This window comes from Erwinia wuhanensis (assembly GCF_030484085.1).
GTDB classification, from domain to species: domain Bacteria; phylum Pseudomonadota; class Gammaproteobacteria; order Enterobacterales; family Enterobacteriaceae; genus Erwinia; species Erwinia aeris.
On the sequence record NZ_JAUJUH010000007.1, the window covers coordinates 112,015 to 131,272 of the forward strand.

18 protein-coding genes, 1 pseudogene and 1 CRISPR repeat array are annotated in these 19,258 nt (G+C 59.5%); of the genes and pseudogenes, 14 read left to right on the forward strand and 5 right to left on the reverse strand.

Going from position 1 to position 19,258, the window contains the following annotated elements; genetic code table 11:
• Positions 1-3: 3 nt before the first annotated feature.
• From QZH36_RS16685 to hypA, 3 genes are read right to left on the reverse strand one after another with little or no spacing between them, the layout of a single operon-like run.
• Positions 4-276 (reverse strand): HypC/HybG/HupF family hydrogenase formation chaperone, encoded by a 273-nt coding sequence (locus QZH36_RS16685; protein WP_301730689.1) that lies wholly within the window; start codon positions 274-276, stop codon positions 4-6.
• A complete protein-coding gene (hypB, locus tag QZH36_RS16690; protein ID WP_301730690.1) occupies positions 267-1,073 on the reverse strand; it encodes a hydrogenase nickel incorporation protein HypB in 807 nt (268 codons plus the stop codon). Before hypB ends, QZH36_RS16685 begins: the two co-directional genes overlap by 10 nt.
• A gap of 25 nt (positions 1,074-1,098) precedes the next feature.
• On the reverse strand, positions 1,099-1,443 hold the full coding sequence (gene hypA / locus QZH36_RS16695; RefSeq protein ID WP_253455227.1) for a hydrogenase maturation nickel metallochaperone HypA: 345 nt from the start codon (positions 1,441-1,443) through the stop codon (positions 1,099-1,101).
• Positions 1,444-1,784: 341 nt separating this feature from the next.
• Here hypA and QZH36_RS16700 point away from each other — a divergent pair, with 341 nt between their 5' ends.
• From QZH36_RS16700 to QZH36_RS16760, 13 genes are all read left to right on the forward strand, one after another.
• Positions 1,785-2,252 (forward strand): formate hydrogenlyase regulator HycA, encoded by a 468-nt coding sequence (locus QZH36_RS16700; protein ID WP_253455228.1) that lies wholly within the window; start codon positions 1,785-1,787, stop codon positions 2,250-2,252.
• Between the two features lie 145 nt (positions 2,253-2,397).
• A complete protein-coding gene (locus QZH36_RS16705) occupies positions 2,398-3,000 on the forward strand; it encodes a 4Fe-4S dicluster domain-containing protein (RefSeq protein ID WP_301730757.1) in 603 nt (200 codons plus the stop codon).
• Entirely contained in the window at positions 2,997-4,889 is a 1,893-nt protein-coding gene (locus QZH36_RS16710) for a proton-conducting transporter transmembrane domain-containing protein (protein WP_301730691.1), read from the forward strand. The genes QZH36_RS16705 and QZH36_RS16710 overlap by 4 nt, the downstream gene beginning before the upstream one ends.
• A gap of 10 nt (positions 4,890-4,899) precedes the next feature.
• Positions 4,900-5,853, forward strand: coding sequence for a respiratory chain complex I subunit 1 family protein (locus QZH36_RS16715; RefSeq protein WP_253455230.1), 954 nt, complete (start codon positions 4,900-4,902; stop codon positions 5,851-5,853).
• Positions 5,854-5,892: 39 nt separating this feature from the next.
• Positions 5,893-7,617, forward strand: coding sequence for a hydrogenase large subunit (locus QZH36_RS16720; protein ID WP_301730692.1), 1,725 nt, complete (start codon positions 5,893-5,895; stop codon positions 7,615-7,617).
• Between the two features lie 11 nt (positions 7,618-7,628).
• On the forward strand, positions 7,629-8,186 hold the full coding sequence (locus QZH36_RS16725) for a formate hydrogenlyase complex iron-sulfur subunit (RefSeq protein WP_253455232.1): 558 nt from the start codon (positions 7,629-7,631) through the stop codon (positions 8,184-8,186).
• Positions 8,183-8,977 (forward strand): NADH-quinone oxidoreductase subunit B family protein, encoded by a 795-nt coding sequence (locus tag QZH36_RS16730; RefSeq protein WP_253455233.1) that lies wholly within the window; start codon positions 8,183-8,185, stop codon positions 8,975-8,977. The genes QZH36_RS16725 and QZH36_RS16730 overlap by 4 nt, the downstream gene beginning before the upstream one ends.
• A gap of 53 nt (positions 8,978-9,030) precedes the next feature.
• Complete coding sequence (locus QZH36_RS16735; protein WP_253461112.1) at positions 9,031-9,450, forward strand: formate hydrogenlyase maturation HycH family protein; 420 nt, start codon at positions 9,031-9,033, stop codon at positions 9,448-9,450.
• Positions 9,443-9,928 carry a hydrogenase maturation peptidase HycI gene (gene hycI, locus QZH36_RS16740; protein WP_253455234.1) on the forward strand — a complete coding sequence of 162 codons (486 nt, stop codon included), beginning with the start codon at positions 9,443-9,445 and terminating at the stop codon, positions 9,926-9,928. Before QZH36_RS16735 ends, hycI begins: the two co-directional genes overlap by 8 nt.
• A 181-nt stretch (positions 9,929-10,109) precedes the next feature.
• Positions 10,110-10,655, forward strand: a complete 546-nt coding sequence (gene hydN / locus QZH36_RS16745) for an electron transport protein HydN (protein ID WP_253455235.1) — start codon at positions 10,110-10,112, stop codon at positions 10,653-10,655.
• 22 nt (positions 10,656-10,677) lie between these two features.
• Positions 10,678-12,852 (forward strand): formate dehydrogenase subunit alpha, encoded by a 2,175-nt coding sequence (gene fdhF, locus QZH36_RS16750; protein ID WP_301730693.1) that lies wholly within the window; start codon positions 10,678-10,680, stop codon positions 12,850-12,852.
• Between the two features lie 116 nt (positions 12,853-12,968).
• Positions 12,969-15,272: a carbamoyltransferase HypF gene (hypF, locus tag QZH36_RS16755; protein WP_301730694.1), complete on the forward strand. Its 2,304-nt coding sequence runs from the start codon at positions 12,969-12,971 to the stop codon at positions 15,270-15,272.
• Positions 15,265-16,290 carry a HoxN/HupN/NixA family nickel/cobalt transporter gene (locus tag QZH36_RS16760; RefSeq protein WP_301251406.1) on the forward strand — a complete coding sequence of 342 codons (1,026 nt, stop codon included), beginning with the start codon at positions 15,265-15,267 and terminating at the stop codon, positions 16,288-16,290. The genes hypF and QZH36_RS16760 overlap by 8 nt, the downstream gene beginning before the upstream one ends.
• 80 nt (positions 16,291-16,370) lie before the next feature.
• Here the strand turns inward: QZH36_RS16760 and QZH36_RS21430 are convergent.
• Positions 16,371-16,445: pseudogene (locus tag QZH36_RS21430) on the reverse strand (multicopper oxidase domain-containing protein); the annotation flags it as partial.
• A gap of 20 nt (positions 16,446-16,465) precedes the next feature.
• A CRISPR array of direct repeats spans positions 16,466-16,912; the repeat unit is 28 nt; unit sequence TTTCTAAGCTGCCTGTACGGCAGTGAAC.
• Between the two features lie 145 nt (positions 16,913-17,057).
• Positions 17,058-18,683, reverse strand: coding sequence for a multicopper oxidase CueO (cueO, locus tag QZH36_RS16765; protein ID WP_301730695.1), 1,626 nt, complete (start codon positions 18,681-18,683; stop codon positions 17,058-17,060).
• 183 nt (positions 18,684-18,866) lie between these two features.
• Here cueO and QZH36_RS16770 point away from each other — a divergent pair, with 183 nt between their 5' ends.
• The gene (locus QZH36_RS16770; RefSeq protein WP_125289041.1) at positions 18,867-19,214 is read left to right on the forward strand and encodes a YacC family pilotin-like protein; all 348 of its coding nucleotides are present in this window, start codon (positions 18,867-18,869) and stop codon (positions 19,212-19,214) included.
• Positions 19,215-19,258 lie beyond the last annotated feature (44 nt).

The window sequence follows — 19,258 nt, forward strand, 5'->3', positions numbered from 1 at the left end:
ATTTTACCTCTCACCCGCCAGGAACAGCGCCACGTCGGCTTCCAGCTCTTCCATGGCATGAAGGGCGGCCAGCGTCTCCTGCGCTTCCTGCTCGTTCAGCCGGGCCAGCGCAAAACCCACGTGGATCAGCACCCAGCTTCCGAGCAAGGCCTCGCGGCTGTCGCCACGGACCAGAGCGATATTGACTTCGCGACGCAGGCCGCAGACCTCAGCCCAGGCATGATCGCTGTGCTGTTCATGCAGCGCGACAATCTGCCCCGGAATGCCTATGCACATTGCTGTTGCTCCAGCCATGCCAGCCAGCGCGCCATGCCTTCTCCGGTGGTGGCCGACAGCTGAATGACGTCAATCTGTGGATTGACCAGCCGCGCGTTAGCGATACAGGCTTCAACGTCAAAATTCAGGTAAGGCAGCAGGTCGATTTTATTCAGGATCATCAGGCGCGACGCCGCGAACATATGGGGATATTTCAGCGGCTTGTCTTCCCCTTCCGTGACCGACAGTACCGCCACTTTGCAATGCTCCCCAAGATCAAAACTGGCCGGGCACACCAGATTGCCGACGTTTTCGATAAACAGCAGGCTGTGGTTTTCAGGAGCCAGCTGATGTACCGCCTGATGCACCATTTGCGCATCCAGGTGACAGCCTTTGCCGGTGTTGACCTGAATCGCCGGGACGCCGGTCGCGCGGATGCGCTCGGCATCGTTAGCGGTTTGCTGATCGCCCTCGATAACGGCGCACGCTTGCCGCGGCGCAAGGCGCAGCAGAGTGTTCGTCAGCAGGGTTGTTTTACCCGAACCGGGGCTGGAAACCAGATTCAGCGCCAGAATGGACGCGGCGGCAAAATGCTCGCGATTATGCGCGGCGATGTGGTTATTTTTTGCCAGGACTTCGGTTTCTATATCGACCAGACGGCGCGGCGCATAAGGCAGCCCATGGGCGCGCTCCTGGTGGCTGTGAGCATGGCCGCCGTGGTGATGGCAATGGCCGCCGCCATCGTGAGAATGCAAGGCGTCGCCGCTCACGCCTTCAATACGAAGCTCGCCGCTGGCACAGCCGCAGGTACTGCACATAATTTTCTCCCCGGGCGCTGGCCCGCTATTCAATTTCGATACGTTTAATTTTCATGCCGTCATCCGCAATCACCCGCAGACGACGTCCGCCACAGTCCGGGCAGAGCAGCACGCCCGCCATCAATAAGGTGATATCGCGCTGGCAGTCGTGACACCAGCTGACCGCCGCTGGCGTATCAAGATGCAGATCGCAGCCTTCCGCCAGCGTTTGCCGACAGGCCAGGTCGAAACAGAAGCGCAGCGCTTCGGGCTCGACACAGGAAAACGCGCCGACTTCCAACCATACGGAGGTAATACGTCGGGCATGATGACGCAGGGCAAACTGCTGCATTATTTCTACGGCGTTTTGACACAAAGTAATTTCGTGCATTGCCTTTCTCCTCGGATGCTGAGGAGTAATTTGCAATATCAATGCCAGCTTTTTTCGACACGGCGTTTATGCCTTATCGATATGGCCAGAGCCGGAAAGAAACGCGTATTTAACTGACCGTCAGATATGACGAAATGGCATGTCTTTGACATCGACAGCGCTAAATAATCGGGCAAAGAGATTACCGCCAATCGCCTTTAAATTGATGAACTACAAAGTGTTTTAGAATATTTTCATGACCTGGCACACTTTATGCCAATAGGTTCTCAGCAATCCTGTTTCGTCGGCGTAATAGCAATGTCGAAACGGTATCCTGTTCACCTTAACCCGTGGTAATGCTTATGAGCTCCCTTAGCGAACTGGCCGACCAGGCTGAGTATATCGCCAGTAAAAACAACCAGTTGAAAGCGCACTGGCGTACCTATCAGAACGCGCTGACGCAGGCCGTAGCCCTTTCCAGTCACAACATTAATCATGAATTCACCTGCAGCAACGAGCGCGGCATCCATTTTGTCTTATTTAACCATTTTATTATCAGCATCCATTTGCAGGCTGACTTTTACAGTCAGCAAATCGTCTACAGCCTTAATATGGCGCAGCCAGGCGAGCCGGAAGATTTTCAGGCCTTTTCCCGGGCGACATTAACCGAAGACGGCCGTATTGATAACGCTGTTGATATTCACGACAGGCAGGCCGTGCTTGATCACTACCTGAATAAAATAGCCGCTATTTATCAGTGTATTTATGACGCTATTCATAGCAGCACCCCAATCCATCCGCAGTTGGAAAAGTTAATTAAAGCCTTTTAACAGGCCAGCCATTATCCCCTGGAATAGATCTGATGGCCTGCACAGGGGCAGTAATGACGACATAAATGACGAAATTCTGTTTTCAACGTCAATTTCGTCACTTTTGACGAAATCCCAAGGAGATTTCATGAGCCGCCCGACCGCCATGAATCATTATGTGATAGCCGATGCCAGACGCTGTATCGGTTGTAATACCTGTGTAGCCAGCTGCTCACAGGAACATCAGCGTTATGGTCTGCAGTCCGCGCCGCGCCTGGAGGTAATGCGCAACCTTCAGGATTCCGCGCCGGTCATGTGTCGCCAGTGCGAGGATGCGCCCTGCGCCAAAGTTTGTCCGGTTAACGCTATTACATTGCGGGATCGCGCTGTTCAGCTAAATGAGAATCTGTGCGTCAGCTGCAAGCTATGCGGCATCGCCTGCCCGTTTGGCGCCATCACTTTTTCCGGCAGCACGCCGGTAGCAACGCCCCGCGACTGCAATACGCCGAAAGCCTTGCCCGCCCCACTGCCGCCGCGTCCGCTCAGCCCTTTCCTTGATTGTGTGCCGGGCGTGCGGGCGGTGGCCGTGAAATGTGATTTGTGCAGTTTCAGCGAGGATGGCCCCGCCTGCATCAGAACCTGTCCGACCCAGGCCATCAAGCTGGTTACCGTCGATCTGTCCCTACACGCCAGTCAACGGAAGCGCATGAATGCGGCCAGCTCGCTCCCTGTCGATCTGTTTATCTCTGGCAAGGAGAACCCATCATGACCTCCCTTTTTTCGCCCGCGCCGCTGTTGACGTTTGCGCTGCTGCTCCTGCTGCTGAGCGGCGGCATCGGCTGGCTGCTCGCCGGGGCTGCCCGTGTCAGCGCGGCTGTTTTTAGCAGCGGCGGCCTGGTGGCTTCTCTGGCGACGATAGCGGCAGCGATGCAAATCCTGCCCGGTGACGCGCTGACCGTCGCCCTGCCGCCGTTCTCTTTTCAGGCAGGCTTCAGCCCGCTGAACGCGCTGCTGCTGCTGGCTATTTGGCTACCCGCGCTATTTTGCAACCTGTACGCCTGGGTCTGGCTGCGCAGCGTCGGTGGGCCTGTTCGCGCGCGGGCTGGCCTGCTGTGCCATTTGCTGATGGCGACGCTGACGACAGCCGTGCTGGCCGTCAACGCGGTGCAACTGATCCTGTCGATGGAGCTGGCCGCGCTCTGCGCCGGACTGCTGATTGTGCAGAATGACGACGTGAAAAGCCGTCGCGCCGGCTTAAATCAGTTTTTGTCCGCGCGGCTTGGCACGCTCTGCCTGGCGCTGGCTTTTGGCCTGCTTTATCACACCAGCGGCAGCCTGAACTTTGACGTGCTGCGGCACAGCGAGCTTTCTGCGGGCGTCAGGTCGACGGCCTTTCTGCTGTCGCTGACCGGCTTCGGGCTTTACGCCGGGATTATTCCTCTGCATGGCTGGGTGCCGCAGTCGCACACCAGCGCCCCCGCTCATGCCGCCGCGCTGTTCTCTTCGGCGTTAATGAAAGTCGGCATTTTAGGGGTAATCAAAGTCGGGCTGGATCTACTGGGCGCACCGCCGCTGTGGTGGGGCGTGCTGGTCATCCTGCTGGCGATGCTAACCGCCTTTATCGGTGGGCTTTACGCGCTAATGGAACATGATATCCGCCGCCTGCTGGCTTACCACACGCTGGAAAATGTCGGGATCGTTCTGCTGGGCGTGGGCGGCGCGATGATTGGCGTCACGCTGCGTTTGCCGCTGCTGGCAGCGCTGGCGCTGCTGGCCGGTCTGTTCCATCTCTTTAACCACGGCCTGTTTAAAACCACGCTGTTTTTAGGCGCGGGCGAAATAGAGAGGCAGACCGGAACGAAAGATATTGAGCGGCTCGGCGGGCTGGCGCGTCTGATGCCGTGGACGGCGGGCGCAATGCTGATTGCGCTGATGGCGATGGCCGCTCTGCCGCCGCTAAACGGCTTTGCCAGCGAATGGCTGCTTTACCAGTCTTTTTTCCAGCTTGGCAGCAGCCCGTTCTGGCTGACTCGCCTGCTCGGCCCGCTGCTTGCCGTCGGGCTGGCGCTGACTGGCGCGCTGGCGCTGATGTGTATCGCCAAAGTTTTTGGCGTTGCCTTTCTGGGCAGCCCACGCGGCGGCACCGCCGGGGCCAGGCCTGCTCCTCTGGCGGTCACGCTCAGCGTGGTTATCCCGGCGCTGCTGTGCGTGGTGTCTGGCGTCGCGTCTCCCTGGATCATTCCCCTGTTTTCCCTCGTTACCGCCGACGTGCTGCATATGACGCCGCCTGTCGTTACGCAGCATGGTGCCGTCTTCTCGGCTACGTCGGCGGTTTCCGCTCCGATGGTGGCGATTTTACTGCTGGCGATGCCGCTGCTGCCCTGGCTTATTGCCGTTGCGCTGCGCGGCAGCCGTCTGCCGAACCGGCAACGCGGCGATGCCTGGGCCTGTGGCTACGGTCATTCCGCCGGGATGGTGGTGACCGCCACCGGTTTCGCTCAGCCGCTGCGCGTGATGTTTGCGCCGCTGTATCGTCTGCGCCAGCGTCTGCTGCCTGCCGCTCTGGCGACGGCCCTGCATCAGGGCAGGCTGGCTGCGCTGTGCCGCCGCCTGGCGTTTATTGAACTGGCCGTGCTGCTGGTCGCGGCGCTGGCCTGAGGAACTGACGATGACTTTTCCCTTTGTTCTTACCGGTTCGCTGTGGCCGCTGGCGCTTATCCAGGCGGCAGGGCTGCTGGCCATCGCGCCGCTGTTTACCGGCATCAGCCGCGTGCTGCGCGCCCGTATGCATAATCGCCAGGGGCCTGGCGTACTCCAGGAGTATCGCGATATCGCCAAACTGTTACAGCGGCAGAGCGTGGCGCCGGCGGCTTCTGGCCCGGCTTTTCGCACTATGCCCTGGCTCCTCACCGGCATCTTGCTGGTCATTGCCAGCGCGCTGCCCGTGGTAACGCTTGCTTCGCCAGCGGCTGGCGCAGGCGATCTCATCACCCTTATTTATCTGTTCGCCCTGGCGCGCTTTGTCTTTGTTATCGCCGGGTTGGATACCGGCAGCCCTTTTACCGGCATCGGAGCCAGCCGGGAAGCCGTGCTGGGCGTGCTGGTCGAACCCATCCTGCTGCTGGGCCTGTGGATAGCCGCGCTGGTTGCCGGTTCGACCGCGCTTAGCGCCATTAGCGCGCAGGTGCTGCACTGGCCGCTTTCGTCCTCGCTGACCCTGCTGCTGGCCGGGCTGGCCTGCGCCTTCGCCACCTATATCGAAATGGGCAAGCTGCCGTTCGATATGGCCGAAGCCGAGCAGGAGCTGCAGGAAGGCCCGTTGACCGAATATTCCGGCGCGACGCTGGGCGTGCTGAAACTCGGCCTCAGCCTGAAGCAGCTGGTGGTGCTTCAGCTGTTTCTCGGCCTGTTTCTCCCCTTTGGCCTGGCGGCGGAGCCAACGCCGTTCGGCCTGCTGATCGCCACCGCGCTCTGTCTGGCAAAACTGCTGGTTGCCGTGCTGCTGGTGGCGCTCATTGAAAACAGCGTGGCGCGTTTGCGCTTTTTAAACACTTCCCGCACCACCTGGGCGGGATTCGGCCTGGCGTTTCTGGCGCTGGTTTCCTGGCTGATAGCGGGCTGACATTTTTCTTGTTCCGCCACGGCGGGAAGAGGTTTGGTAATGAGTGAAGTCACAACGGCATTAAATCAACATCCGGTCGGCCTGCACTACCTGGCGGCGCTGGAAAAACAGTTTCCTGCAGCGCTGCTCTACAGCGAATGGCAGACCGATACGCAGGCCACCGTCACCGTCAGGCTGAACGCGCTACCGGAGGTCGTGGAGTGGCTCTATTATCAGCAGGGCGGCTGGCTTTCCGTGCTGTTTGGCAATGATGAGCGCACGCTGTGCGGCAATTACGCGCTGTATTATGTGCTGTCAATGGAGCAAGGCGTAAAGTGCTGGATCACCGTGCGCACCGAAGTGGATCCCGTCTCGCTGGAGTTCCCGTCGGTCACGCCGCGCGTCCCGGCGGCCGTCTGGGGCGAGCGCGAAGTGCGGGATATGTATGGCCTGCGCCCGGTCGGCCTGCCGGATGAACGCCGCCTGGTGCTGCCGGATGACTGGCCAGACGATTTGTATCCTCTGCGTAAAGACGCGATGGATTACCGCCAACGCCCGGCCCCAACGACCGATAACGAAACCTATCCCTTTATCTCTGAAACAAAGGAAGCGAGCACGATTGTGCCAATCGGCCCGCTTCACGTCACTTCTGACGAACCCGGACACTTTCGCCTTTTCGTCGACGGCGAAGACATTATTGACGCCGACTACCGGCTGTTTTACGTGCATCGCGGCATGGAAAAACTGGCCGAAACCCGCATGGGCTACAACGAAGTCACCTTTCTTTCCGATCGCGTCTGCGGCATCTGTGGCTTTACCCACAGCGTGGCGTATACCACCTCGGTTGAAAACGCGATGGGCATTGTGGTGCCGGCGCGCGCCCAGACTATCCGTTCCATTTTGCTGGAGGTTGAACGTCTGCACAGCCATCTGCTGAATCTGGGCCTGGCCTGCCACTTCGTCGGCTTCGATTCCGGCTTTATGCAGTTTTTCCGCGTGCGCGAGCAGTCGATGAAAATGGCGGAAATCCTGACCGGCGCCCGTAAAACCTACGGGATGAACCTGATTGGCGGCCTGCGTCGCGACATTCTGAAAGAGGACATGATCCAGACTATCGCGCTGTCAGCAGGGATGCGCGGCGAGCTGAACGACCTGGTGGATATTCTGCTCAGTACGCCGAATACCGAACAACGCAGCGTCGGCGTCGGCCTGTTAGACCCGCAGATAGCGCGCGATTTCAGTAACGTCGGCCCGATGATACGCGGCAGCGGCCACCGCCGCGATATGCGGGCGGATCATCCCTATGCCGGCTATGCCAGCCTGCCGTTTACGCTTTACAGTGAAACCGGCAACGACGTCTATTCCCGCCTGAAGGTGCGCATCCACGAAGTGTTTAACTCGCTGAATATGATCGAGTTCGGCCTGCAAAATCTGCCGCAGGGGCCGCTGATGAGCGAAGGCTTTACCTATATTCCCCACCGTTTCGCGCTGGGCTTTGCCGAAGCGCCGCGCGGCGATGACGTGCACTGGAGCATGACCGGCGACAACCAGAAGCTGTTTCGCTGGCGCTGCCGCGCGGCGACCTACGCCAACTGGCCAACGCTGCGCTACATGCTGCGGGGCAATACCGTTTCGGACGCGCCGCTGATTATCGGCAGCCTTGACCCCTGCTATTCCTGCACCGACAGGATGACGGTGGTCGACGTACGTAAGAAAACCACCGTCGTCGTGCCTTACAAAGAGATCGAACGTTACGGCATTGAACGCAAAAACTCGCCGCTTTAGGGAGGGACAACATGTTAAAGCTGATTAAAAAAGTGCTGAAAACCGGTACCGCAACGGTGGCCTATCCGGCAAAACCGCTGGAGATGGCGGCCAACTTTCGCGGCAAACCTCAGTACAACGCGCAGCAGTGTATCGGCTGCGGTGCCTGCGCCAATGCCTGTCCGTCCAACGCGCTGACCATGACGCCGCCAGAAGAAGGCGAGGCGATCCGCTGGTCGCTGTTTTTGGGCCGCTGTATTTTCTGCGCGCGCTGCGAGGAAGTCTGCCCGACGGCCGCCATCAGGCTGTCGCAAGAATTTGAACTGGCGGTATGGCGTAAAGAGGATCTGTTTGAAACCGCTGATTTCCCGGTTTGCCGCTGCCGGGAATGCGGCCATCCCTATGCCGTGCAGAAAGAGATCGACTTCGCGCTTTCTCTGTTACAGGAAAGCGCAGCGCTGAGTGAACGGCAGATTGCTGAACGTCGCGAGCAGTATGAAACCTGTCCGTCCTGCAAGAAAAAGCATCAGCTGCCCGCATCCAGCCGGATAGATATTGGCCGCCATCTGACCCCCGAGGCACAGCTATGAGCCAGATCCTGCACGGGCCACGCGACGAAAACGGGTTGCCGGTGCCCGTTACGCTCGACGAGAGCATCGCCAGCCTGAAAAGCACGCTGTTGAACAACATTCGCCGTTCCGCCTACGTTTATCGGGTTGACTGCGGCGGCTGCAACGGCTGCGAAATAGAGATTTTTGCCGCCATTTCACCGCTGTTCGACGCCGAACGCTTTGGCATCAAGGTAGTTCCTTCCCCGCGTCATGCCGATATTCTGCTGTTTACCGGTGCCGTCACCCGCGCCATGCGCGTGCCTGCGCTGCGGGCCTGGGACGCGGCGCCAGACCCGAAAATCTGTATCTCTTATGGCGCCTGCGGCAACAGCGGCGGCATTTTTCACGACCTTTATTGCGTCTGGGGCGGCACGGACAAGATTGTGCCGGTGGATGTTTATATTCCCGGCTGCCCGCCCACGCCCGCCGCCACTATTTATGGTTTTGCCATGGCGCTTGGCCTGCTCGATCAAAAAATTAAAGGTCAGCAGCACCCTGAGGCGGCTGAACCGGCGGCGTTGCTGCACCCTACGCTGCCGCAGCCGCTGCGGGTATTGCTGGATCGCGAAGCGCGACGCATGGCCGGCTATCGCTATGGTCGCCAGATTGCCGATCGCTTTATGCAGGCGCTGGCCGCGCCCGGCGTGCAGTCCGTAGAACAGCGCGTGGCGGACTGGCTGGATGAGCAGGGCGATCTCCGCCTGGCGGAGATCGTGGGGCATTTACAGCAAATTTATCAGCAGGTTCTGCGCGGGGAGGTTCGCCTGTGAGCACCGAGGTTAACCAACAGCGTTACGCCCGGCATCAGCCGTCGGCCCGCGTCCTGCACGACAAAGTGGTGTTTTACGCTTTGGGCAGCAAATTCGTCGATGAAAAATGCGCGCAGCAGCGTAGCTCGAAGAAAGCCCAAGAGGTGGTTTACTACAGCCTGGCGATTGGTCACCACGTTGGCGTTATCGACTGTCTGCAACCGCAGCTCACCTGCCCGCTTCAAGGCTATCTGCAATGGATTGCCTGCCTGGCGGAAAACAGCGAAGCCCAGCGGAAAATGGCAGGCGTGCGCCGCTTTGGCGAAATCACTATCGACAGCAGTCACACCCATCTGCTGGCCCTGGCGCTGCGCGACGCCCGTGAGCGGATGAGTGCAGAGCAGCAAGCGTGGAGCGATCGCCTGATCGCCCTGCTCCAGCAAATTGAAAACGACCCCGCCATGTACCTGATGGTCAGGAGATACGATGCTTAATTCCTCTTCCCGCTACGCGCTGTTATGCGTGGGCAACAGCATGATGGGCGACGACGGCGCCGGGCCACGCCTGGCCGAACTTTGCGCCGCCGCCCCTTTGCCCGGCTGGACGGTGGTGGATGGCGGAGCCGCGCCGGAAAACGATATTGGCTACCTGCGCGAGCAGCGGCCCGATCGTTTGGTGATTGTGGACGCCACCGACATGGGGCTGGCTCCCGGCGAAATGCGCCTTATCGACGAAAGCGATATCGCCGAAATGTTCGTGATGACCACCCACACGCTGCCGCTCAGCTTTTTAATTCAGCAGCTACGGGAAGCTATTCCGCAGATTACCTTTGTCGGCATCCAGCCCGATGTGGTGGCTTTTTACTATCCCCTTAGCCCAGCGGTCGAGCGGGCGGTTGGCGAGCTTTATCAGCGGCTTCCTCTGCTGGAGACGGGCCTGGGCATCGCGCCTTTTCGCCCACGGCCGACATGACATAAGTGTCGGGAAAATGACGATACGGCCGACAGACCACAGTCACCCCCTACGAACCCTTATTAACCCATTGAAAATAAATAAGAAAAAATAAACCCTCTGGCTGGAACGCTTTATGCATTACCTCCGCCATAAGGCCGGGATCCGTCGGCCGCTTATTTAATGGAATCAGGAGATTCAGATGAACCGGTTCATCATTGCCGATCCCCAAAAATGTATCGGCTGCCGTACCTGTGAAATCGCCTGCGTGATGGCTCACAGCTTGTCGCAGGATATCTCGCAGCTCAATACCACCACCTTCACGCCGCGTTTGCATGTGATCAAAAGCGTCAACCTCAGTACGCCGGTGCTGTGCCGCCAGTGTGAAGATGCCCCCTGCGCCAACGTCTGTCCGAACGGCGCAATCGTGCGCAGCGGCGACGCAATCCAGGTTATGCAGGAGCACTGCATTGGCTGCAAAACCTGCGTCGTCGCCTGCCCTTATGGCGCGATGGAGGTCGTGGTCAAACCCCTTTTTCGTCAGAACGCGGCGGCGATGACCGCCGTCGCAGATAAAGCCGAAGCGCATAAATGCGATCTGTGTCAGGGCCGTGCAGAAGGCCCAGCCTGTCAGGAAGTCTGTCCGACCAAGGCCTTGCTGACCGTTGACCGCGATCGGCTCAAGGAAATGAACGTAGAAAAACGCCGCCGTGCGGCGCTTGCCAGCACTTCCGGCCTGCTGTTTTAACCCCGGAAAGAGGAAAAATAAGATGAAAAAAGTCACCACCGTCTGTCCTTACTGTGGGGCCGGATGCAAGCTGAACCTGGTCGTGGAAAACAATAAAATTCTTCGTGCCGAAGCCGCCGATGGCGTAACCAATCAGGGCGAGCTGTGCCTGAAAGGCTACTATGGCTGGGATTTTCTCAACGACACTAAACTGCTGACGCCGCGCCTGACGCAGCCGATGATCCGCCGCCAGAAGGGCGGAAAATTCGAAGTAGTCAGCTGGGATGAAGCTATCCGCTATACCGCTAAGCGCCTGAAAGAAATCAAAGAGAAGCACGGCCCGCGCGCGATTATGCATACCGGCTCTTCTCGCGGTACCGGCAACGAAACCAACTATGTCATGCAGAAGTTTGCCCGCGCGGTGATCGGCACCAATAATGTCGACTGCTGCGCCCGCGTTTGTCATGGCCCGTCGGTGGCCGGTTTACAGGCCACGCTCGGCAACGGCGCGATGAGCAATTCCATCAACGATATTGAAAATTCCAAATGCCTGCTGGTGATCGGCTATAACTGTGCGGATTCCCACCCTATCGTGGCTCGCCGCGTAATAAAAGCCAAAGAAAAAGGCGCGCAGATCATTGTCTGCGATCCCCGCCGCATCGAAACCGCCCGTATCGCCGACCAGCATCTGCAAATCAAAAACGGCTGCAATATGGCGCTGGTTAACGCCTTTGCCTACGTGCTGATCGAAGAAGATCTCTACGATCGTGACTACGTGGCGAAATATACGGAAGGATTTGACGAGTACCGTCGCCAGCTGGCCGACTATTCGCCGGAGGCGGTTGCCGAACAGACCGGCGTGTCCGCTCAGCAAATCCGTCAGGCTATGCGTACCTTTGCTGCTGCGCCCTCCGCGACCATTATGTGGGGAATGGGCGTGACGCAGTTTGGTCAGGCTGTCGACGTGGTGAAAGGCCTCGCTGGCCTGCCGCTGCTGACCGGCAATCTGGGCCGGCCTGGCGTCGGCGTCGGCCCGGTACGCGGGCAAAACAACGTGCAGGGCGCCTGCGATATGGGCGTGCTGCCGAATGAGTTCCCCGGCTATCAGTCGGTGACCGATCCGCAGGTTCGGGCAAAATTTGCCGCAGCCTGGGGTATTGACGCCGAGCGGATGGATGCGGAAATCGGCCATCGCATTACCGAAATCCCGCATCTGGCGCTGGAAGGGCAAGTCAAAGCCTACTACATCATGGGTGAAGATCCGCTGCAGACCGAAGCCGATTTAAGCCTGGTGCGCAAGGGGTTTGAGGCGCTGGATTTTGTGGTGGTGCAGGATATCTTTATGACCAAAACCGCCGAGCAGGCTGACGTCATTTTACCCGCCACCTCCTGGGGCGAACACGGCGGCGTATTCTCCTGTGCCGATCGCGGCTTTCAGCGCTTTGAAAAAGCTATCGAACCCAAAGATAATGTTAAGCGTGACTGGGAAATTATCAGCCTGCTGGCAACGGAACTCGGCTATCCGATGCATTACAACGATAATCAAGAAATCTGGGATGAAATGCGCGAACTCTGTCCGCTGTTCTACGGCGCTACCTATGAAAAAATGGGCACGCTGGGACACGTGCAGTGGCCCTGCACCACGCTGGACAGCCCTGGTACGCCTTATCTCTATCAGGACAATCGTTTCACCACGCCAACCGGCAAAGGCCAGCTTTTTGCCGCGCCATGGCGCGCGCCGGCCGAGGTGCCGGACGCAGATTATCCGCTGGTGCTCTGTACCGTGCGCGAGGTCGGCCACTACTCCTGCCGCTCAATGACCGGCAACTGTTCCGCGCTGCAAACGCTGGCGGATGAGCCGGGTTTTGTGCAGATCAATCCGCAGGATGCGCAGGCGCTGGGCATACGCGATGGGCAACTGGTTTGGGTCGCCTCGCGCCGCGGTAAAGTGATTTCACGCGCTAATCACAACGAGCGTATTAACGTTGGCGCAGTCTATATGACCTATCAATGGTGGATTGGCGCCTGCAACGAACTGACTCAGGAGAACCTTGACCCCATTTCTAAAACGCCGGAAACCAAATACTGTGCGGTGAAGGTGGAGCGGATTGCCGATCAGTCGTGGGCGGAGAACTATGCGCGTCAAACCTACAGCGAGATGAAAGCGCGCCTGCGCAGCGCCGTGGACGATGCGATCCCGATTGCCGTAACCGCTTAAGTTCTGCGCCAGTGCGGAACGGGAAGCCAGGTGGATATGACATCCCGCATTCCTTCCGCAAGGGTTCAGGCTAATCCGATCCAGGACCGGGCAGCCCGGTCCTTCAGGAGCTGACTATGTCCGATTCAGGAGTGTCCGTGCGCGTCAGCGGCAAAGTGCAGGGCGTCGGCTTTCGGCCTTTTGTCTGGCAGTTAGCCAGGCGGCTACGGCTACGCGGCGAAGTCTGCAACGACAGCGCGGGCGTGGAAATACGCCTGCTTCAGTCTGCCGCCATTCCGCTCTTTATCGAACGGCTACGGCACGAGCCGCCGCCGCTGGCGCGTATCGACAGCCTCAGCGTCCAGCCTTATGCCTGGCCGTCTCCGCCGCAGGATTTTATCATTGCGGAAACCCGTCAGGGCCGGATGATGACCCAGGTTGCCCCCGATGCGGCAACCTGCCCCGATTGTCTGGAGGAGGTGCTGCACGCGGGCAACCGTCGTTCAGGCTATGCCTTTACTAACTGTACCCACTGCGGCCCGCGCTTTACGCTCATCCGCACCATGCCCTATGACCGGTCAGGCACCAGCATGGCGGCATTTCGCCTTTGTCCCGCCTGTCGCCGGGAGTATCAGGATCCGGCCGACCGCCGCTTTCATGCCCAGCCAGTCGCCTGCCCGCACTGTGGGCCGCAGCTCTTTGCCACCGGGCAGGATGGCACCACGCTGGCACGTGAAAGCGCCGTGATTGACTATGCCGCAGCAGCGCTACTTGCGGGCAAAATTGTGGCGATCAAAGGGCTGGGCGGCTTTCATCTTGCCTGCGATGCTACCCAGCAGCAGGCCGTTATGCGTCTGCGCCAGCGCAAACGGCGACCGGCCAAACCGCTGGCGGTGATGCTGCCAGGCATCGGCTGGCTGGCGCGCTGCGGCAAGAGCGATCGGGCGCGACAGGCGCTGATGCTGTCTGCCGCCGCGCCCATTGTGCTCACGGAAAAAAACGCGACGTCGCCGCTGTGCGCAGCCGTTGCGCCGGGGCTGGATGAAACGGGGTTGATGCTGCCGTTTACGCCGCTGCACCATCTGCTGATGCAGGCCTGCCGGGTGCCGCTGGTGATGACTTCCGGCAACGGCGCCGACCGCGCGCCGGCGCTGACCAACGAAGAGGCGCTGAGCCAGCTTGCTGGCATTGCCGATATCTGGCTGCTGCACGACCGCGATATCATCCAGCGCGCCGATGACTCTCTGGTTCGTCTGGGGCCGCAGGGATTGGAAATACTGCGCCGCGCCCGAGGCTATGTGCCGGATGCCGTCACGCTTCCTCCCGGCCTGACGGCCCGCTCGCCGCTGCTGGCGATGGGCGGCGACCTGAAAAACACCTTCTGCCTGGTACAGGGCGATCGGGCTATGCTCAGCACGCATTTCGGATCGCTGGCAAACAGCGATATTGCGTGCCAGCGGCAGCAGGCCGTTATCCATTTTCAGCAGCTGTATAACTGCACGCCCGCAACGATCGTGCAGGATGCGCATCCTGCTTACGTCGGCAGCCAGCAGAGCGAACGGCCGGTGCTGGAGGTGCTTCATCATCATGCGCATATCGCCGCCTGCCTGGCGGAACATCGCTGGCCGCTGGCGCACGGCCCGGTCATCGGCCTGGCGCTGGACGGGCTGGGCTACGGCGAAAACGGCGCGCTCTGGGGCGGTGAATGCCTGCTGGCAGACTATCACCGCTGTCAGCATCTGGGAGGGTTGCCCGCCGTCGCGCTGCCGGGCGGCGACCGTGCCGCGCGGGAACCCTGGTGCAACCTGTTGGCGCACTGGCTGGCCTTTGTCCCGGACTGGCAGCAGCGGCCAGAGTCTAAGGCGCTGCTGGGCAAGCCCTGGCAGCCGCTTGCGCGCGCGGTGGCCGCTGGCGTTAACTCCCCTTTGGCTTCTTCCTGCGGCCGGTTGTTTGACGCGATAGCCGCCGTGCTCGGCTGCGCGCCTGCCGTGCTTAGTTGGGAAGGAGAAGCCGCCTGCCGCCTGGAGGTTCTGGCCAGGCAGGCAGCAGACATAGCGCATCCCGTTACGCTGCCGCTGCGCCATACGGCAACGGGCACGCGGCTGGACCTGGCGGTGTTCTGGCAGCAATGGCTGGACTGGCAGGCAGCCCCTGCGGCGCGCGCGTTTGCCTTCCATGACGCGCTGGCGCGGGGATTTGCCGCCCTCGCCCATTATCATGCCGGACAAACGGGTCTGGATACCGTCGCGGCTGGCGGCGGCGTCCTGCAATCGCGCCTGCTGCGCCAGCTTTTACAACGCTATTTATCGCCTCTTCATGTGCTGATGCCGCAGCATATTCCCGCTGGCGACGGCGGGCTGGCGCTGGGCCAGGCCGTTATTGCCTGCGCCCGCTTGCACAACGCGGCTCCTCATACTGTTACCAGGGATTGTTATGACTAACTCTGCTTTTTTTCGTACTCATCGCCGGGCTTTCTGGCTGTTAAGCGCCCTGCTGATGGCCAATCTGCTGGCCTGGGGGTGGGCGCTGGTGCTTTTCCGCCACCATGCCACGCTGATTGCGGCGGCCGTGCTTGCCTATGGTTACGGCCTGCGCCATGCGGTAGACGCTGACCACATCGCCGCCATTGATAACGTCACCCGTAAACTGATGCAGCAAAATCAGCGGCCTGTGGCGGTCGGCGCGTTTTTCTCTCTCGGCCATTCCAGCATCGTGGTGTTGGCGTGCGTGGCGATTGCCGCCGCCGCTCTGCTCTCCGGCAGCGAAATCAGCTGGCTGCATCACTATGGCAGCGTTATCGGCACGCTGGTTTCCGCGCTGTTTTTGTTGCTGATGGCGCTGCTGAATACGCTGATCCTGCGTGATGTTTATCACCGTTTTCAGCAGGCGAAACAGAGAAAAACCTTCAGCGATCGGCCTCCCCTGCCGGGCGCTGTAATGAGCAGGCTGTTTGGCCGCGCCTTTACCCTGGTTAATAAAAGCTGGCAGATGTATCTGGTGGGTTTTTTGTTCGGTCTGGGCTTTGATACGGCTACGGAGATCGGCCTGCTGGGCCTCTCTGCGGCAGGCGCTTCCAGCGGGATGTCGGTCTGGAGCATTCTGGTGTTCCCGGCGCTGTTCGCCAGCGGCATGGCGCTGGTGGATTCCCTGGACAATTTTATGATGGTGGGCGCCTATGGCTGGGCGTTTAAGCAGCCGGTACGCAAGCTCTACTACAACATGATGATTACGGCGACCAGCGTGCTGATTGCCTTGCTGATCGGCGGACTGGAAGCGCTGGGATTACTGGCGGATAAGCTCGATTTACACGGCGGGATATGGACGATCGTCAACAATCTGAACGGCAATATGGGCAGCGTTGGCTACCTCTGCGTGGCAATTTTCGTCGCTGCCTGGGGCTTCTCGGTGCTGAACTATCGCCGTAAAAATTATGATGCGCTAAATATTACCCAGCCGTAACCGGGAGCGGCATTGCCGACAGCGGTCGAAAGGCTCGCGCGGTCGGCAATGCTGTGAAAACAACGGCCTCCGCCTCGCCGCTACGCGCTGACCGTAAAGCCAGGCATCATGCCGGTATCTTCATGCTCCAGCAGATGACAGTGCGCCATACAGGCCCGGTCCCTGTCCGCAAGATTTTCTAAGCTGCCTGTACGGCAGTGAACCAAACGTCGACGATGGCCACGTCGTTCTTTTTTTTCTAAGCTGCCTGTACGGCAGTGAACTCGTCCGCGAATACCTCGCCGACCGGCCGCACTTTCTAAGCTGCCTGTACGGCAGTGAACTTGCTGAAATCCTTCGAGCCTTACCGCGCATGTTTCTAAGCTGCCTATACGGCAGTGAACCCTACCACGATTTTATGCGTCGGGCGTTTGTCTTTCTAAGCTGCCTGTACGGCAGTGAACGAGAACCTGGCTCCTGAGTACTTCCGCACCCTTTCTAAGCTGCCTGTACGGCAGTGAACTTTCAAAACATGCCAACTCTGATACTGCATCTTTTCTAAGCTGCCTGTACGGCAGTGAACTCTAAGCTGCCTGTGCGGCAGTGAACGAACCGTTTCTAAGCTGCCTGTACGGCAGTGAACAGTTGCCTCTTTAGCTTAACCCAATATTTTTTCAGCGAAATTGACCTTAGCCCTGTAAAAACCCTTTTTTCAGCCACGTGATTCAGTGCATTAAAAATCAATCACTTAAGCAAGCTACCAAAAAAAGGGTGCCGTCCGTCAGCCGCTACGCGCTGACCGTAAAGCCAAGCATCATGCCGGTATCTTCATGCTCCAGCAGATGACAGTGCGCCATATAGGCCCGCTCTTTGTCCGCCAGATGGTCAAAGCGCACCAGCACTTCGCTGCGCCAGCCTTCCACCCGAACCGTGTCTTTCCAGCCGCTGCGGTGCGGCGCGGGCGGCTTGCCGTTTTCAGAGATAATACGAAACTGCGTGCCGTGAATATGGAATGGATGCAGCATCTCGTCGCCCTCGCCGGAAATCGTCCACTTTTCCGTCACGCCCTGCTTTACATCGAAAGCGGGTTTGGTCATATCGAAAGCGACCCCGTTGATCTTATTGCCGTTATGAAAATCGTACTGCTCAGGCTGCTGATGCGCCATCGAGTGGTCTGCGCCGCCGTCCATAGCGTGGCCCTGCATTCCCGGCATTGCCGCGTGGTCTCCGCCCATGTCCTGCATTGATTCGCCGTCGTGCGCATCGCCGCTCATACCGGCCATCGCCGCGTGGCCGTATCTTTGCATCAATGCCACCATGCCGCGACGATCCAGCTCGGGATCCATCGACAGCTGTAGCCAGCGAGTTTTCAGGTCGGCCTGGGCGGGCAGCGGCGGCACGTCCACCAGCTTATCCGGCAGCGACCCGCTGGCCATCACCCGGAGTGGCTGAATGCTCAGCAGCGGCAGCGGCTGGTTGAACGGCGCCAGCGACATGCCCATCTGCCGCACCGGCAGCGTCTGCAAATCAAACGGCTTGCCGTCCAGCGTGTCGACCAGCACCTCAAAGCGCTCGCCCGGCATCATCGACAGCTCGGTCACTTTTACCGGCTCGCTCAGCAGGCCGCCGTCGCCGCCAATCACATAAAGCGGGCGCCGATCGCTGGCGGCAATATTCAGCGAGCGGGCGTTACAGCCGTTGAGCAGCCGCAGCCGCAGCCAGCCGCGCGGCACGGCGTGTTGTGGATAAATCGCGCCGTTGGTCAGCATCGTATTGCCAAACCAGCCTACGGCAGCGCTCATCACGTCCAGCTCGTAGTCAATTTTGCTGCCGTCCACCGACAGTTTTTTATCCTGGAGGATCACCGGAATATCGTCGATGCCCCAGATTTTCGGCAGCAGCAGTTTCTCCGTTGCGTCGTCTTTCAGGATAACCAGACCGGCCAGGCCCTGGGCGACCTGATAGCCGGAGCGGCCATGCTGATGAGGATGGAACCAGCAGGTCGCGCCGGGCTGATCGGGGGTAAAGCTGACGGTGCGCGTGGCGCCGGGGGCAATCTGCGCCTGCGGGCCGCCGTCTACGCCGCCCGGCAGCTCCAGCCCGTGCCAGTGAACCGTGGTGGCTTCCGGCAGCTGATTGCGCAGGTTGATGGTGACCGGCTTGCCGCGCTCCAGCTGGATCGCCGGGCCGAGCAGGCTGCCGTTATAGCCCCAGGTCGGCACCGCTTTATCCAGCCAGCGGGTGCTGCCCTGCTGCGCCGTTACGGTCATCTCGCCACGCGCATCCGGCGTTAATAAGGCCGGAATGGGCAGCGCGGGACGTGGCTGCGCGGCCATCAGCGATCGGCTCCACAGGGGTAGTGCGCTGGCCGCGCCCAGCGCGGTGCTCAGCTTTATAAAATCACGACGTTGCATCAGTCTTCCTCGACCCGGCTCTTATTTATTGCCTGCAGCATAAACCCTTCCCCCAAGGGAAGGTCAAGTTTCGCCGCGCCCTGCTGGAAAATTGCGTTTTACGGACATTTCTCTGCTGAAATTGACTGTCGACCGACGGTAACTGTGCTAACGTCAGAGTATTGACACCCTTTGAGTACAGTTATGAAGAAAAGCATCAAGGCTCTGTTGTTACTGGGCCTGTTTGGCTTCTCATCGACAAGTTTTGCGCTGAGCGAGTCGGAAGCGGAAGATCTGGCGGATCTGACCGCTGTTTTTGTTTACCTGAAAAATGACTGCGGCTATCAGGATCTTCCGGATGGACAGATCCGTCGCGCGCTGGTCTTTTTCGCCCGGCAGAACCGCTGGGATCTGAGCAACTACAGCAGCTTTAATATGAAATCGCTGGGCGCGGACAGCTATCGCGATTTAAGCGGCATCGCCGTGCCCAACGACACCAAATGCAAATCACTGGCCCGCGATTCGCTCAGCCTGCTTGCCTACGTGAAGTAACCCCCGCCGTTTTCCGCCGCCAGTTTGACCGTGCAAGCACGGTC